The organism is Nonomuraea maheshkhaliensis, assembly GCF_039529435.1.
In the GTDB taxonomy this organism is placed as follows: domain Bacteria; phylum Actinomycetota; class Actinomycetes; order Streptosporangiales; family Streptosporangiaceae; genus Nonomuraea; species Nonomuraea maheshkhaliensis.
The window spans coordinates 48,229-63,170 of sequence record NZ_BAAAMU010000044.1; the positions used below are offsets into that span (position 1 = coordinate 48,229).

15 protein-coding genes are annotated in these 14,942 nt (G+C 71.2%); 12 read left to right on the forward strand and 3 right to left on the reverse strand.

Features of this window, described 5'->3' with window-relative positions; translation table 11 throughout:
* Positions 1–87: 87 nt before the first annotated feature.
* Both ABFX54_RS27485 and ABFX54_RS27490 read right to left on the reverse strand, forming a co-directional pair.
* Positions 88–906, reverse strand: coding sequence for an oxidoreductase (locus ABFX54_RS27485; RefSeq protein ID WP_346109374.1), 819 nt, complete (start codon positions 904–906; stop codon positions 88–90).
* Positions 903–2,129 carry a cytochrome P450 gene (locus ABFX54_RS27490; protein ID WP_346109375.1) on the reverse strand — a complete coding sequence of 409 codons (1,227 nt, stop codon included), beginning with the start codon at positions 2,127–2,129 and terminating at the stop codon, positions 903–905. Before ABFX54_RS27490 ends, ABFX54_RS27485 begins: the two co-directional genes overlap by 4 nt.
* Before the next feature lie 137 nt (positions 2,130–2,266).
* Between ABFX54_RS27490 and ABFX54_RS27495 the strand changes: the two genes are divergently transcribed.
* The 9 genes from ABFX54_RS27495 (at position 2,267) to ABFX54_RS27535 (ending at position 10,697) form a co-directional block, all read left to right on the forward strand.
* On the forward strand, positions 2,267–2,881 hold the full coding sequence (locus ABFX54_RS27495; protein WP_346109377.1) for a TetR/AcrR family transcriptional regulator: 615 nt from the start codon (positions 2,267–2,269) through the stop codon (positions 2,879–2,881).
* Between the two features lie 111 nt (positions 2,882–2,992).
* Positions 2,993–4,231, forward strand: coding sequence for a cytochrome P450 family protein (locus ABFX54_RS27500; protein WP_346109379.1), 1,239 nt, complete (start codon positions 2,993–2,995; stop codon positions 4,229–4,231).
* Between the two features lie 59 nt (positions 4,232–4,290).
* Positions 4,291–5,088: a class I SAM-dependent methyltransferase gene (locus ABFX54_RS27505; protein WP_346109381.1), complete on the forward strand. Its 798-nt coding sequence runs from the start codon at positions 4,291–4,293 to the stop codon at positions 5,086–5,088.
* 45 nt (positions 5,089–5,133) lie between these two features.
* On the forward strand, positions 5,134–5,766 hold the full coding sequence (locus ABFX54_RS27510; RefSeq protein ID WP_346109383.1) for a GntR family transcriptional regulator: 633 nt from the start codon (positions 5,134–5,136) through the stop codon (positions 5,764–5,766).
* 68 nt (positions 5,767–5,834) lie between these two features.
* Positions 5,835–6,755 carry a DUF6282 family protein gene (locus tag ABFX54_RS27515; protein ID WP_346109384.1) on the forward strand — a complete coding sequence of 307 codons (921 nt, stop codon included), beginning with the start codon at positions 5,835–5,837 and terminating at the stop codon, positions 6,753–6,755.
* Positions 6,752–7,534: an ABC transporter ATP-binding protein gene (locus ABFX54_RS27520; RefSeq protein WP_346109386.1), complete on the forward strand. Its 783-nt coding sequence runs from the start codon at positions 6,752–6,754 to the stop codon at positions 7,532–7,534. Before ABFX54_RS27515 ends, ABFX54_RS27520 begins: the two co-directional genes overlap by 4 nt.
* Positions 7,531–8,346 carry an ABC transporter permease gene (locus ABFX54_RS27525; RefSeq protein ID WP_346109388.1) on the forward strand — a complete coding sequence of 272 codons (816 nt, stop codon included), beginning with the start codon at positions 7,531–7,533 and terminating at the stop codon, positions 8,344–8,346. Before ABFX54_RS27520 ends, ABFX54_RS27525 begins: the two co-directional genes overlap by 4 nt.
* Entirely contained in the window at positions 8,343–9,434 is a 1,092-nt protein-coding gene (locus ABFX54_RS27530; protein WP_346109390.1) for an ABC transporter substrate-binding protein, read from the forward strand. Before ABFX54_RS27525 ends, ABFX54_RS27530 begins: the two co-directional genes overlap by 4 nt.
* Positions 9,435–9,677: 243 nt before the next feature.
* Positions 9,678–10,697: a LacI family DNA-binding transcriptional regulator gene (locus ABFX54_RS27535; RefSeq protein ID WP_346109391.1), complete on the forward strand. Its 1,020-nt coding sequence runs from the start codon at positions 9,678–9,680 to the stop codon at positions 10,695–10,697.
* A 27-nt stretch (positions 10,698–10,724) separates the two neighbouring features.
* Here ABFX54_RS27535 and ABFX54_RS27540 read toward each other — a convergent pair whose 3' ends face one another.
* The gene (locus tag ABFX54_RS27540; RefSeq protein WP_346109393.1) at positions 10,725–11,762 is read right to left on the reverse strand and encodes a PP2C family protein-serine/threonine phosphatase; all 1,038 of its coding nucleotides are present in this window, start codon (positions 11,760–11,762) and stop codon (positions 10,725–10,727) included.
* A 340-nt stretch (positions 11,763–12,102) separates the two neighbouring features.
* Here ABFX54_RS27540 and ABFX54_RS27545 point away from each other — a divergent pair, with 340 nt between their 5' ends.
* From ABFX54_RS27545 to ABFX54_RS27555, 3 genes are read left to right on the forward strand one after another with little or no spacing between them, the layout of a single operon-like run.
* Positions 12,103–13,089, forward strand: coding sequence for a hypothetical protein (locus ABFX54_RS27545; RefSeq protein ID WP_346109394.1), 987 nt, complete (start codon positions 12,103–12,105; stop codon positions 13,087–13,089).
* On the forward strand, positions 13,086–14,486 hold the full coding sequence (locus ABFX54_RS27550; protein WP_346109396.1) for a hypothetical protein: 1,401 nt from the start codon (positions 13,086–13,088) through the stop codon (positions 14,484–14,486). The genes ABFX54_RS27545 and ABFX54_RS27550 overlap by 4 nt, the downstream gene beginning before the upstream one ends.
* Positions 14,483–14,875 (forward strand): hypothetical protein, encoded by a 393-nt coding sequence (locus tag ABFX54_RS27555; protein WP_346109398.1) that lies wholly within the window; start codon positions 14,483–14,485, stop codon positions 14,873–14,875. The genes ABFX54_RS27550 and ABFX54_RS27555 overlap by 4 nt, the downstream gene beginning before the upstream one ends.
* The last annotated feature ends 67 nt before the right edge of the window (positions 14,876–14,942 follow it).

Consider the following 14,942-nt stretch of genomic DNA (forward strand, 5'->3'; position numbering starts at 1 on the left):
CGCGTTTCATTACCCGGAGGCGGCGGAGAAAGCGGTATCACTGGTGGTATAGCGAATGGGTCTGCCATTCCCTCCGCAAGTAGGTCGCTACCTCAGGGATTTGGTGGCGAGGGCGTCGAAGTCGCGGTCGGGCAATGTGCGGTCGAGTTCCAGGAGTTTGTCCGCCAGCCAGCCGACGGCATAGCGCGTGCGGGGTTTGTCCGCCTCGACGGCTTGGCGGATGGTCGTCGCGACGAGGCCGGGGTCGGAGGCGGGGGTGTCGGCGCTCTGGGCGGTCTCGGCCTGGCGGGCCATCGCCTCGGCCATCGATCCGTAGGCGGTCGAGCCGGAGATCTCCCGGAGTTCCTGGGCGGTGCGGTCCTCGAAGCCGGTCCTGATGATGCCGGGCTGGATGATCACGACGTCGATGCCGAACGGTTCCACCTCCATGCGAAGGGTGTCCGAGTACGCCTCCAGCGCGTGCTTCGAGGCGTAGTACCAGCAGCCGAGCGGCAGGGAGATCTCGCCGCCGACGGACGACACGTTGACGATCGTGCCCGACCCCCGGGCGCGCATGTGGGGCAGGGCGAGCTGGGTCAGCCGGGCCGGGGCGAACACGTTCACCTCGAACAGGTCGCGCGCCCGCTCCAGCGGGATGTCCTCCGCGGCCCCGTGCAGGACGGTGCCCGCGTTGTTGATCAGCACGTCGAGCCTGCCCTGCTCCTCGACGACCGTGCGGACGACCCGCTCCAGGTCCTCGGGCTCGCGGGCGTCCATGGGAAGGGCGTGGCCGCCGGCCTCGCGGAGGGCGTCCATCGCGGTGAGGCGCCTGGCCGCGCCGTAGACGGTGTGACCGGCGCGCAGGAGTTCGAGCGCCGTGGCCTTGCCGATGCCGGACGAGGCTCCGGTGACGAGGACGACTCTCATGAGCGGGCCTCCTCCCGCGGGAGGTCCCACGTGACAGGGAGGCTGTGCACGCCGTAGATCATCATGTCCTCGCGCGTGGGGACCTCCTCCGGCGGCACGGCCAGGCGCAGGGAGGGGAAGCGGTCGAACAGGGCGGGGATGGCGACCTGCATCTCCACCCGGGCGAGCTGCTGGCCGAGGCACTGGTGGACGCCGTGGCCGAAGGCGACGTGCGCGGACGTGGGGCGGCGCAGGTCGAGCGTGCCGGGGTCGGGGAAGTGCTTCGGGTCGCGGTTGGCGGCCGGGACGGAGACCGTGACCGACTGGCCGGCCTTGATGAGCTCGCCGCCGAGTTCGACGTCCTCCAGGGCGGCCCGCACCGTGGCGGGGATGATGCTCAGATAGCGCAGCAGCTCCTCGACGGCGTTGCCGATGAGGGCGGGGTCGGAGCGCAGGGCGGCGAGCTGCGCGGGGTGGTCGAGCAGGGCGAAGACACCCAGGGCGATCATGTTCGCGGTGGTGTCGAAGCCCGCGCCGGTCAGGATGCCGCCGATGACGGCCAGCTCGCCGTCGGTCAGATCACTGCTGTCGATGAGCCCGCCGAGCAGGTCGTCCGTGGGCCGCTCGCGCTTGGCGCGCACCAGGTCGAGCATGAAGGACTGCATCTTGCCGAAGGCGGCCATCTTCTCGCCGGCGGGCACGTCCAGGCGTCCGAGGACGCTCATCCCCCGGACGAACTCCTCCCGGTCGCCGGTGGGAACTCCGAGCAGCTCGCAGATCACCAGCCCGGGAAGGGGCCCGGCGAACATCTCCACCAGGTCGGCCGGCGGGCCGTGCCGCTCCATGGCGGTCAGCAGCTCGGCGGCGATCTCCTCGATCCTGGTGGTCCACCGGCGCATCCGGCGGACGGTGAACTGGCCGGTGAGGAGCCGGCGGTAGCGGGTGTGCTCGGGCGGGTCCATCGCGGTGAAGGCGCCCGGCGGCGCCGGTCGCGGCTCGGCGCTGAGCGAGGCACCCGGCAGCGGGTTGCGCAGGAGCTCGGCCCGATGGCTGAAGCGCGGGTCGGCCAGCACCTCGCGGACCAGGGCGTGCTCGGTCACCAGCCAGCCCTCGTGGCCGCCCGGGTAGATCATCGGCGTCACGGGCCGCTCGGCGCGCAGCCGCGCGAGCTCGTCCGGCGGATCGAAGGGGCAGGCCGCGGCGTGCTGGACCAGCAGTCTCGGCAGATCTGATGGATCGGACATGTCACTCCTCGGGTGGGTACGCCGTGCGAGTGACGTCCTGCCCGGTGTCACTCACACGGCCGATGCCATCCATTTAGACTCACGGCGTGTAAAAGTACAAGGAGTGTAAAAATTTTCGGCGTGTAAGATGTGTCACCGTGGAGGAGACGCGCCGGGCGCGCAAGAAACGCCAGACCAGGGAGCTGCTGGTCCGTACGGCCTTCAGGCTGTTCAAGGAGCAGGGCTACGAGCGGACCACCATCGCGCAGATCAGTGCAGAGGCGGACATAGCAACCAAGACCTTCTTCAACTACTTCTCCAGCAAGGAGGACCTGGTCTTCACCGACGCCGAGCGCTACTACGAGCTGACCCTCGACGTGATCAAGGGGCGCCGGCCCGGCGAGCGCATGGCCGATCTGCTGCTGCGGACCTGCGAGCTGTCCCTGTCGGCCGGATACCTGGCTGAGGGGCCCTTCTCGGCCGATCCTGAGCTGACGGACGTCTACCGCAACCTGGTCGCCACCGTCCCCAGTGTCCAGGCCAAGGGCCTGCATGTGATGTTCGATTCGCAGCGGAAGATCGCCGACGCGTTCGTCGCGGCGTTCCCCGGCGAGATCGACCGGTTGACGGCGCTGGCGGCGGTGGGCGCGCTGATGGGCGCGGTGGGGGCGATCGGGCTGGTCAGCCTGGAGATGGGGCACTCGGAGGAGGAGTTCCTGGCCACGATGCGGCGCGCCGTCGACCTCGTCATGCACGGCCTCGACACGTTGTGACACAGGGGGTGTGACACAGGGGACGGATCGGGCAGAGCGCGCCGTCGTAGAATAGGCGCGCGGGCTCCGCGAGGCGCGCCGGTGCAGGCTGAGCACGAAGGCGGCAACCACATGGCTGATCCGTACCCGAAATACGCCCGGCTCCGCGAGCGCGGCGCCGTGCACCGCGTCCGCACCCCGTTCGGCGGCGACGCGTACCTGATCACCAGATACGCCGAGGCCCGCGCCGCGCTCAACGACCCGCGCCTGTCCAAACATCCGAAGAACGCGCCGGCCTTCCTGCGCGAAGCGGGGCTCGTCACCGGCGACGCCGGGCCGCTCGGCGTCAACATGCTCTCGTGCGACCCGCCCGACCACACCCGCCTGCGCCGGGTGATCGGCAAAGCCTTCACCGCCAGGCGGGTGCTGGCCCTGCGCCCGCGCATCCAGGAGATCACGGACGACCTCCTGGCCGCCCTGCCGGCCGGCGAGGAGGTCGATCTCATCGAGGGGTTCGCCTTCCCGCTGCCGATCACGGTGATCAGCGAGATGCTCGGCGTGCCCGTCTCCGACCGTGATCGATTCCGTACGTGGAGCCGCGACCTGATCAGCACGGCGTCGGCCCCCGAGGTCAGGCAGCGGCGGGAGGCCGCCGCCACGGCGCTCACCGGCTACCTGTCCGGCCTGGTCGCCGAGCGCAGGGAGCGGATGGACAGGGAGCTCGCGAGCGAGGCGCAGCCCGACCTGATCAGCGCCCTGATCGTGGCCGCCGACCGGCACGGCGAGCTGGACGAGACCGAACTGCTCGGCGAGCTCATGCTGCTGCTGGTCGCCGGACACGAGACCACGGTCAACCTCATCGGCAACGGCACCCTGGCCCTGCTGCGCGCCCCGGACGTGCTCGGCGCCCTGGTCGCCGATCCCGGGCTGGTGCCGGCGGCGGTGGAGGAGCTGCTGCGCTACGACGGGCCGGTCGAGCGGGCCACGTTGCGCACCGCCGTCGAGGACGTCGACGTGGACGGCGTCACCGTCCCCTCGGGCAGCCTGGTCGTGGTCGCCCTCAACTGCGCCGACCGTGACCCCGCCCGGTTCGACCGGCCCGATGAGCTCGACCTGGCCAGGCCGGACAACCAGCACCTCGCCTTCGGCCACGGCCCGCACTTCTGCCTCGGCGCGCCGCTGGCCAGGCTGGAGGGCACGATCGCGTTCACCTCGCTGCTCGGCCGCTTTCCCGGGATCCGGCTCGCCTGCCCTCCTGAACGGCTCCAGTGGCGCTCGCAGAGCGCGATGATGATCCTGCGCGGCCTGGAAACCCTTCCCGTCATACTTGGAACTGTCAACATTGATTTTCGTCCACGTAGAGCGTGTTGACAGCCGGGCTTACTGCCGAAAGGCTTTGCCATTCGGAACGGCTCAGTGGGGAGCGCTGCTTGATGAGGCACACCGAACTGAAGGACTTCTGGGAGCGCCGCCTGGAGGCCGACTGGACCGAGAGCGGAGTCGGCTACAAGCAGCTCGGCCGGGCGTTCAACTCGTACATGTATCTGATTCGAGGAGAGGTCTTCCGGCGTGAGGTGGGCCGGCTCGGGCTCGGCCTGGCCTCGGCGAAGGTCCTCGACGTCGGCTCGGGCACCGGCTTCTACCTGCGCCAGTGGCGGGCGCTCGGCGCCCGGTCGATCACTGGAGCCGACCTCACCAAGGCCGCGGTCGAGCGCCTGATCGCCCGCTTCCCCGATTCCGAGATCCTCCAGCTCGACCTCGCCGATCCGGGCGAGCTGATCGAGCCGGCCTCGTTCGACGCGGTCTCGGCCATGGACATGCTGTTCCACATCACCGACGACGAACGTTACCGCTCGGCCCTGCGCACGCTCGGGCGGGCGACGAAGCCGGGCGGCGTCCTCGTCCTGTCGGAGAACTTCCTGCACCGGCCCGAGCAGCGCGGCGACCACCAGGTCAACCACACGCTGCCGTGGATCACCACGGCGCTCGGCGAGGCCGGCTTCGACGTCGTCCGGCGCGCGCCCATGCTCGTGCTGATGAACGCCCAGGTCGACGCCAACCCGGTGTGGCGCAAGCTGTGGGGCGGCTTCCTGCGCGGCGTCACGCTCACCGAGGCCACCGGCCGGGTGGCCGGGGCGCTGCTGTCGCCGGTGGAGCGGCGGCTCGTCCGCGTCGTCCGTGAGAGCCCCACGACGGAGCTGATGATCTGCCGCCGCCGAGCTGAGTGATTACGATATCTCTCACATGATTGTTGACAATCTGAGTGAGGGAACGTGTCCACAGACGCGGGAACGGTCCTCGGCGCGATCCGTGAAGGGATCATGCGGGGCGATTTCGTGCCTGACCAGCGGCTCGTGGAAGCCGACCTGTCCGAGCGCTTCTCCGCGAGCAGGAGCTCCGTGCGCTCGGCGCTCCTGCAACTGGCCAACGAGGGCCTGGTCGAGCGGGTGCAGAACCGCGGCGCGCGGGTGCGGGCGGTCTCGCTGGAGGAGGCGATCGAGATCACCGAGGTGCGCATGGTGGTCGAGGGCCTGTGCGCGGCCAAGGCGGCCGGCCGGGTCACCCCGGGCGAGGTCGCGGAGCTGCGCGAGATCGGCGCGCTCATGTCCGAGGCGGTGCGGTCGGGCGACGTCCTCGGTTATTCGGAGCTGAACCAGCTCCTGCACCGCCGCGTCCGCGAGCTGAGCGGCCAGTCCATCGCGGGACGGGTGCTGGAACGGCTGCGCGGCCAGGTCGTCCGGCACCAGTTCCGGCTGTCCATACAGCGCGGCCGCCCGGCCAGGTCGCTGGGCGAGCACCTGGCCATCATCGACGCCATCTGCGCGGGGGACCCCGGCGCGGCCGAACAGGCGGCCCGCCGTCATCTGCGCAGCGTGATCGCGGCCTTGAGGGATTCTCGGGACTGATCGCCCTTGACGGTTGTCGCCCATATTGTTAACAATCTGTTTCAGCAAACGGATCGTGGGAGACATGCATGCCGGATCACCCCCAGCCCTCCGCGCGAGCGCGTGACCTCGTCGCGGACGCCTATGACGTCCACGTCCACGTGGCACCGGATGTGATGCGCAGGCGGATCGACGACCTGACGCTCGCGGCGCGCTTCGCCGAGGTCGGGCTCGCCGGCTTCGTGCTCAAGTCTCATTACGTGCCCACCGCCGAACGCGCCGAGGTCGTGCGGGCCGCGGTGCCCGGCGTGGACGCCGTCGGGGCGATCACGCTGAACGCCTCCGTGGGCGGCATGAACCCGATCGCCGTCGAGATCGCCGCACGCGGCGGCGCCCGGTTCGTCTGGCTGCCCACCGTGGACAGCGCCAACCAGCGGGCCTGCACCGCGAGCGACCCCGAGGGCGCCACACCGCCCATGTGGGCCAGGCTCCAGAACGACCTGCGCGAGGCAGGGATGGCGGCCGATCCCGTGGACGTGGCGGGGCCGGACGGCACGGTGCCGGCTCGGACCAGGCAGGTGCTGCGGCTGATCGCCCAGCACGACCTGACCCTGGCCACCGGGCACCTCAGCGCCGACGAGATCGACGCGGTGGTCGGCGCCGCCGTCGCGGAGGGCGTACGCCGCATCGTGGTCACCCATCCCGAGTTCACCTCGCAGCGGATCGCGATCGACCGCCAGCGCGCCCTGGCCGCCAAGGGCGCCCTGCTCGAACGCTGCTTCACCACCCCGCACTCCGGCAAGGTCTCCTGGCAGACCTGGTTCGAGCACATCGACGCCGTGGGCCCCGAGCACTCCGTGCTCTCCAGCGACCTCGGCCAGCCCTTCAACCCGCCCGTGGAGGACGGCCTGGCCCTGCTGGCCGACCGGCTGCTCGCCGAGGGCTTCACCGACAAGGACGTACGCATCATGGCCGTGGACAACTCCCGCCGGCTGGCGGGCCCCCGATGAGCGACACCGTGATCAGCGACACCGTGATCGAGGTGAGCGGGCTCGGCAAGCAGTTCGTCAAGGACGCCGTAGGCGTCGTGGCACTGCGCGACTTCGACCTCACGATCGCCCAGGGCAGCTTCGTCACCGTGCTCGGCCGCAGCGGCTGCGGCAAGTCCACCATGCTCAACCTGCTCGCCGGCCTCGCCACGCCGACCTCGGGCACGGTCTCCTACCGCGGCCGGCCGGTCGCGGGCCCGCGTACGGAGGTGGGCTACCTGACCCAGTCCGACACGCTCATGCCGTGGCGCAGCGTGCACAGGAACGTCGAGCTGCCCCTGGAGATCGGCGGCGTGCCCGCGCAGAGACGCAGGGAACGCGCGGCCGAGCTGATCGGGAAGGTCGGCCTCGAAGGCTTCGAGCGGCACTACCCGCGCGAGCTGTCCGGCGGGATGCGCCGCCGGGTCAGCCTGGCCAGGATGCTGGCGGGCGATCCGGAGACGCTGCTCATGGACGAGCCGTTCGGCGCCCTCGACGCCCAGCTCCGCGGCGAGCTGCAGGCCGAGCTGCTGCGCCTGTGGGCGGACGGCGGCCAGACGGTGGCGTTCGTGACCCACGACATCGAAGAGGCCCTGCTGCTCGGCGACCGGGTCGTGGTGCTCGGCCCGGTCGGCCGCATCGTGCTCGACCGGCCCATTGACCTGCCCCGGCCCAGGGACGCCGACGAGCTCAGGATCGACCCCGAGTTCGTCGCCCTGCACCGGGAGCTCACCGCCGCGCTGCGGGAGGGAGCCCGATGACCGCGATCCAGACCGTGCGGCTCGACAGGAGCTGGTGGACCCGGCACGGCGGCACCGCCACGGTGTGGTCCCTGAGAGCGCTGCTGGTGGTGGCGCTGCTGGTCGTGTGGGAGCTGACCGCCGAACGCTGGTTCGACATCACCTTCACCAGCCGGCCCAGCGACATCTGGACCCGCCTGGTCCAGTGGCACCAGGACGGCACGCTGTGGTCCAACACCTGGATCACCGTCCAGGAGGTGGTCTACGGCTTCCTGCTCGGCGCCGCGGCCGGCGCGCTGACCGGCTTCGCCCTGGCCTCGGCGCGGGCCCTCTACCAGGTGCTCGACCCGTTCATCATGGCCCTGTACGCCATCCCGAAGGTCGCCCTGGCGCCGCTGTTCATCGTCTGGTTCGGCATCGGCATGAGCATGAAGGTGCTGCTGGCCGCCGCGACCGTGTTCTTCCTCGTCTTCCTCAACACCGCCGCGGGCGTGCGCGAGGTGGACCGCGGCCTGATCGACGCCGTACGCCTGATGGGCGGCGGACGGCGCGACATCTTGGTCAAGGTCGTCGTCCCCTCGTCCATGACCGGCCTGCTCACCGGGCTCAAGGTGGCCATCCCGTACGCGCTCATCGGCGCCGTGATCGGCGAGCTGGTGGCCTCCAACCGGGGCCTCGGCTACCTGATCAACGACGCCGCCGCGCAGTTCGACACCGCCGGCGTGTTCGCCACCCTCGTCGTGCTGAGCGTGATCGCGGCGCTGCTGAACCTGCTCGTCGGGATGCTCGACCGCCGCGCCAGCCGGTGGAAGCCGCTGGGAGAGGAGCGGTGACCCGCGCCAGGGCACCCCGCTCCCGCACGGCCGCCCCGCGCGTGCCGATCCTCAGGACCCGCCCCCGGCCGGCCGCCCTGAGCGTGCTGATCCTCACCACGCTCCTGCTGGCCGTGACCGGCTGTGCCCAGCGCAGCTCGACCACGCCGCCCGGCGTCCTGAACGTCGGCCAGATCAGCAACTCGCTCGCGTTCTTCCCGCTGTTCGTGGCCGAGCAGAAGGGCTACTTCGCCGAGGAGGGCGTCAAGCTCGGCGAGCGGCCCAGGCTCGGCACCGGGGCCAAGGTCGCCGCGGCTCTCAAGTCGGGCAGCATCGACCTGGGCGCCGGAGTGATGACCGACGCGCTCAACCTGGCCAGGATCGACGACAAGGGCAGGCTGGTGGCCAACCTGGTCGATCGCTACTACGTGGACGTCGTGGTCGGCACCTCCTTCGCCGGCGCGACCCCGTCCGATCCGCTCGACCAGCGCATCCGCGCCCTGCGCGGCAAGAAGATCGGCATCACCGGGCCGGGCAGCGGGACCGAGGCGCTGGTGACGTACCTGTTCGCCAAGACCGGGATGAACTCCGCCACGGACAGCGAACTGGTCAACCTCGGCAGCACCGCCGCGGCCGCCCTGGGCGCGCTCAAGGCGGGACGGGTCGACGCGCTCGCCTTCTTCCAGCCGATCGCCCAGCAGGCCACGGCGGCCGGGATCGGCGTGCGCTTCATCTCGCCCGCCGCCGGCGACGTGCCGGGGCTGGAACGGACCTCGCACGGCGTCGTGTTCACCACGCAGCGGATCATCGACAAGAAGCCCAAGGAGGTCGCCGCCTTCCAGAACGCGCTCGGCCGCGCCCAGCGCTTCATCCACCAGGCCGACACCGCCGAGATCATCCGGCTGCTGGGCGTCTATCTCAAGGGCATCGACCCGAAGGCGCTGACCGAGCTGCCCGCGCTCATGCGGAGCGAGATCCCCGAGAGCATCGGCTTCCCCCGGTCATCCTTCGACGCCGCCATCGCCTTCCACCGGACGACCGGGCTGGTCAAGCACCTGCCGTCGTACGAGCAGATCGTGCCGCCCGCGCTGCGGGCGAACGCCACCTGACGAGCTGGGGCGGGTTCCCCCTCCTGCCCGCCCCAGCCTCCCGACCGACCCCGGCTCCGGCCGGACGCGCCACGCGTCCGGCCGGAGCCTTCCTTTCTGCCCGAACGCACTCAGGCGATCCCGCGCTGGTGCGGAAAGCTGGGGAAAGCGTTTGCCTCCAGCCGGTGCCGCCGTGGAGTGAACGTCAACGGAGGATAAAGTGGGGGTGGCGAGGGATGGGGAAAGCGGAGAAAAATGAGGAAAATGGAGCGGCACGTCACGATCACCGACGTCGCGGCGCTGGCCGGGGTGTCGGTGGGCACGGCCTCCAAGGCCCTCAACGGGCGCGGATCGCTGCGGGAGGAGACCAGGGCGCGGGTCAGGGAGGCGGCCAGGCAGCTCAACTTCGAGGTGAACGCGGGGGCGCGCAGCCTGCACTCGGGCCGGACGTACACCGTGGGCATGATCACCACGGACACGATCGGCCGGTTCAGCATCCCCGTCCTCATGGGCGCGGAGGACGCGCTGGGGGCGGGGCAGATGTCGGTGTTCCTGTGCGACGGGCGCGACGACCCGATCAGGGAGCAGTACCACGTCAAGACCCTGATCGGCCGCCGCGTCGACGGCATCATCGTCACCGGCCGCCGCACCGAGGCGCGCGCGCCGATCTCCCCGGCCCTGCCCGTCCCCGTCGTGTACGCCTACATCGGCTCGACCGACCCCGACGACTGCTCCGTGGTGCCGGACGAGGCGGGCGGGGCGCGCAAGGCGGTCGAGCACCTGCTGGCCATCGGCCGCACCCGCGTCGCGCAGATCACCGGTCCAGAACACCATCACTCCGCCCGGGTCAGGGCCGGCGCCGCGGCCGAGCGGCTGGCGGAGTCGGGGCTCGCACCCGCAGGGCCGACCCTGTTCGGGGCGTGGAGCGAGGTGTGGGGGCGGCAGGCGATCGGGATGCTGCTGGCCGGCGGGACGGAGTTCGACGCCGTCTTCTGCGGCAGCGACCAGATCGCCCGCGGCGTGGCCGACGCCCTGCGCTCGGTGGGGCGGCGGGTGCCCGAGGACGTGGCGCTGGTCGGGTTCGACAACTGGGGCGTGATGGTGGAGGGCAGCCAGCCGCCGCTGACCAGCGTGGACATGAACCTGGAAGGGCTGGGCAGGACGGCGGCGGAGATGCTGCTGGCCGCCATCAACGGCTCGCCGTCGCCGGGGCGGCACGCCCGCCCGTGCCATCTGGTGGTGCGGGAGTCGACCACGGTGCCGCTGGTGCCCGGCATCGCCTGACCCGGTCGTCACGGGCGGGACCAGTCGTTACGGGCGGTGGAGCAGGAGCATGGCGGCATCGTCGTGCAGCGGGCCGCCCGTGTGCTGCACCAGGTCCGTCCGCAGCGAGTCGAGTGCCTCCTGCGGGTCGTCGCGGCGCAGCAGCCACGCCCGCTTCGTCAGCGGGTAGAACTCGCCGGCCGCGTTTCTGGCCTCGATCACCCCGTCGGTGAAGAACAGGACGCGGTCGCCGGAGCCGAACGGGATCCGCTGCGGTTTCGGCGCCGAGGTCTCGAACACGCCCAGCCCGAGGGGCAGCCCCTGCTCGTCCGGCTCGGGGGCGTGCAGCTCGCCGTCGCTCAGGATCAGCAGCGGCGCCGGGTGGCCGAAGTTGACCAGCGACATCTCCTTCTCGTGGATCTCCGCGATGATCGCGGTGACGAACTGCTCGCCGCCTAAGTGCCTGGCCAGGCTGGCCTCCAGGCGGTCGCCGATGTCGCCCAGGTCGGCCTCGTCGTAGGCGGCCTCGCGGAAGGCGCCGAGCACCCATGCCGCCGTCTCGACCGCCGCCAGCCCCTTGCCCTGCACGTCGCCGATCAGCAGCCGGACGCCCTGCGGGGTGGTGACGACCTCGTACAGGTCGCCGCCGATCCGCGCCTCGGCCGCCGCGGAGGTGTAGGACAGCGCCACCCGCACGTCGCCCGCCCGCCGCGGCACCGGCCGCAGCAGCACGCGCTGGGCGGCCTCGGCGACCTGCCGCACGCTCGCCAGCTCGCGCTCGCGCTGCAGGCGCAGCCGGCTGGCCAGCATGCTCGCCGCCGTCACCCCGGCGATGGAGATGACGGTGAGGTTGTTGGCCCAGGTGAACAGCAGGTCGTTGTAGATCGCCATGGGCACGCAGATGGCCAGTGCCACCGCTCCGACGGCGGCCGTACGTCGTACGCCGCCCGACACCGACGCGAAGGCCGGGCCCAGCGTGAGCAGCGGCAGGAAGACGAGGTTCTGGCCGGCCAGCAGATCGACCAGGGTGACGCCCAGCATGACGATGAACGGCAGCCAGCGCAGGACCCGCAGAGACGACCTCATCCCACCCCCGGTACGGACTTCACGCGCTGTTGACACACCAGCATCGCGCAGGACGCCTGCTGTTCTCAAGCGGGATAGTTCCAGGTTTCCTGTGTATTCCGGACGCCAGAAATCCCCCTTTAACCAGAAAGCCGCTGAATCGTGTTCGTGCAGGTACGTAGCGTGAAATTGTACTGTAATTCTACTTACGCGTATTTTGGTGCGCCGCGCTAGATTCGAGGCGTCGGAAAATCGGACCGCCGAAAGGGGACATCACGTGGCGTTGACCAATACCGGTGTGCGGCGTTTACTCGCGGATTCAGGTGAGCCGCGCGGCTGGGTCTCTCCCCGGACGGACCTCGTGACGGCGCTGCTGGGCATCTGGTTCGGTGTCGGGTTGATGATCGACGCGTGGGCGCACACCAACCTCACCGAGCTGGAGACGTTCTTCACGCCGTGGCACGCGGTGTTCTACTCGGGGTTCGCCGTGGTCTCGGGCTGGATCTGCTGGCAGGTGTGGCGCGGGGTGCGCGCCGGGCGGCAGGGGCCGGCGGCCGTGCCCAACGGATATCTGGCCGGGCTGGTGGCGATTCCCGCGTTCGCCGCCTTCGGATTCGTGGACATGATGTGGCACACGATCCTCGGCATCGAGACGAATCTGGACATTCTTTTCAGCCCATCGCATCTCGGCCTTATCGTGACGATGCTCATCATCATCACGACCCCGCTCCGCTCCACCTGGAACGCCCCCGACGTGGGAGACAGGCCGTCGCTCGGACGCCTGCTCCCCGCGCTGATCGGGCTCGGCTTCGCCACGGCGCTGGTGTGGCTCTTCCTCTCGTACGGCGACGCCATGCAGTACGGGCCGCAGCGCATCGTCGAGAACTTCTCCGCCACCGACAACCAGGGCGCCGCCCGGCTGGCGTCCGCGCTGGTCATCACCAACGTCGTCACGCTCACCCCCGTGCTCTTCCTCGTCCGCCGCTGGCGGCTCCCGTTCGGCGCGGTGACCGTCCTGTACGCGCTGAGCGTCCTCATGCCCGGCGCGCAGACGGAGTTCAGGAACCTGCCGATCCTGCTGGCGTTCGTGGCCGGCGGGCTGGTCAGCGACCTGCTGATCCTCCGGCTGCGCCCGTCGGCCGCGCGCCGGGGCGCCTTCTGGGCCTTCGCCGGGCTGTCGCCGTTCGCCACCTGGTCGCTCTACTTCGCGGTCGCCTCGGTGGCGGGCGGCGGCCTGCCCGCCGTCCCGGAGCTGTGGACGGGCGCGCCGGTCGTGGCCGGGCTGATCGGCCTGGCGTTCGGGGCCCTGTTCCTGCCCAACGCGCTCCCCGACACCGAGCGGGCATGATCCGACGGCTCCGAGCGGCGGCGGTCCAGGTGCTGTGTCTCGTCGCCGTGCTGGTCGTGGGCACCGCCGCCCCCGCCGCGGCGCACAACGTCACGGTGGGGGCGGATCTGCGGATCGCCCAGACGATCGCCGGCGCCGAGGTCACGGTGGTGATCAAGGGGACGCCTCGCGTGCCGGGGCCGCTGCGGATCGGGGTGATCGCGTACCAGCCGGTCGCGGCGCTGCCGGTCGGCCTGGAGGTGCGCTCGGTCGAGGACGGGCGGACCGCGACCGGCACGGCGCGGGCGGCGGCGCGGGATCCGCAGTACGCGGAGCTCCGGGTGGACCGGACCGGGCTGCACGAGCTGAAACTGAGCGCGGGGAACGAGGTCGCCGTGATCCCGTTCCGGGTGTTGGTCGACCGCGGTTCCGCGGGCGACTTCCTGATCTACGGCGGCCTGTTCGTGGCCGCGATGCTGCTGGTGGGCGGCCTGCTCACCGGGGCGCTCGCCCGGCGGGGCACGGCGATGCCGCTGGCGGCGGGGGCGGCGGCCGGGGTGACGGTCGCCGTCATGGTCATCGTGTTCGAGCCCTGGATGCCGCCGCCCGTCCCCGACGGTGCCGCGCCCGAGGCGTCGTCGGAGGCGGGGTACGAGGCGGGGTCGGGCGCGGGGGTGATGACGGGCGGGCGGCCGTACGTGCAGGCGCGGGTGGCGACGGTGCCGGCTCGGCCGGCGGTGGGGGAGGAGTTCACGCTCCGGATCGACCTCGTGGACGGCTCCACCGGCCGTCCCGTGGATGATCTCGCCGTGCACCACGAGGCCCTCGCGCACGTGGTCGTGACCAGCGAGGACGGCCGCTACTTCCGCCACCTGCACCCCCTGCGCACGGCGCCGGGCCGGCTGGAGGTCAGGCTGCGCGCCGACCGCCCCGGCCGCTACCTGACCCATACCGAGCTGGAACGGGAGAGCTCAGGCGGCCAGCTCGCCACCGCGACCGTCACGATAGGCGGCGAGGCCCCACCGTCGGACCCACCGTCGGACCCACCGTCGTCGGACCGTTCAGCCACGGACCCGGCCGCCACGGACCCGACTGAGACCGGCGCCGGTGGCGTGAGTGCCGTGCCGCGGTTGCGGCCTGACGTTCCTGTGGCGGGGCGTCCGGCGACGATCGAGCTGGACGCGCCCGCGGGGGTGCGTCCCTGGCTCGGGATGGCCGGTCACCTGCTCGTCCGCAGCCAGGACGGCACCTTCTTCGGCCACGTCCACGAGATGGGCACCCCGGGCTCCCGGCTGCGGTTCACCTTCAGCTTCCCGCAGGCGGGCCGCTATCTGGCCTGGGCCCAGTACGCCACCGGTGAGGGCGTCGTCACCGTGCCCTTCGCCGTGGACGTGACGGCGTCGGAGGCCACGCGATGAGCCGGAAGTGGCCCCTCGCGGCCCTGGCGCTCGTGGTCGTCGCCGTGACGCTGTTCGTCGTGGGCAGGAGCATGGCGGCCGAGCCGCTGCGCCTGACGACCACGGGCACGCGCTACGCCGTCACCGTACTGATCGAGAATCCGGCGCCCGGGCGGGTCGCCGCCGAGGTCGAGGTGACCTCGGGCGACGCCGGCACCGTGACGCTGTCGGCGGTGATGGCCGACATGGGGCACTCGACGCCCGAGGTCGCCGCACGCGAGCGGGAGCCCGGCCGTTTCGTGGCCGAGGGGGAGTTGTTCGCGATGAGCGGCGTGTGGGAGCTGTCGATCCGTCTCGACGGCCCGGCCGGCCCGGAGGAGCTCACCGTCAAGGCCCTGATCCCCAGCTGATCCCGCCCGATCCCCTACCAGAACCGCTCCAGACGAGCCGCTGCGGCCGCTTCGCCCCGTTCGAGGG

What these genes read in the sequence shown, in the direction of transcription:
- ABFX54_RS27485 (WP_346109374.1), bottom strand. Translation starts at nt 906, where the DNA reads ATGAGAGTCGTCCTCGTCACCGGAGCCTCGTCCGGCATCGGCAAGGCC.
- ABFX54_RS27490 (WP_346109375.1), bottom strand. Translation starts at nt 2,129, where the DNA reads ATGTCCGATCCATCAGATCTGCCGAGACTGCTGGTCCAGCACGCCGCG.
- ABFX54_RS27500 (WP_346109379.1), top strand. Translation starts at nt 2,993, where the DNA reads ATGGCTGATCCGTACCCGAAATACGCCCGGCTCCGCGAGCGCGGCGCC.
- ABFX54_RS27515 (WP_346109384.1), top strand. Translation starts at nt 5,835, where the DNA reads ATGCCGGATCACCCCCAGCCCTCCGCGCGAGCGCGTGACCTCGTCGCG.
- ABFX54_RS27520 (WP_346109386.1), top strand. Translation starts at nt 6,752, where the DNA reads ATGAGCGACACCGTGATCAGCGACACCGTGATCGAGGTGAGCGGGCTC.
- ABFX54_RS27525 (WP_346109388.1), top strand. Translation starts at nt 7,531, where the DNA reads ATGACCGCGATCCAGACCGTGCGGCTCGACAGGAGCTGGTGGACCCGG.
- ABFX54_RS27535 (WP_346109391.1), top strand. Translation starts at nt 9,678, where the DNA reads ATGGAGCGGCACGTCACGATCACCGACGTCGCGGCGCTGGCCGGGGTG.
- ABFX54_RS27540 (WP_346109393.1), bottom strand. Translation starts at nt 11,762, where the DNA reads ATGAGGTCGTCTCTGCGGGTCCTGCGCTGGCTGCCGTTCATCGTCATG.
- ABFX54_RS27550 (WP_346109396.1), top strand. Translation starts at nt 13,086, where the DNA reads ATGATCCGACGGCTCCGAGCGGCGGCGGTCCAGGTGCTGTGTCTCGTC.
- ABFX54_RS27555 (WP_346109398.1), top strand. Translation starts at nt 14,483, where the DNA reads ATGAGCCGGAAGTGGCCCCTCGCGGCCCTGGCGCTCGTGGTCGTCGCC.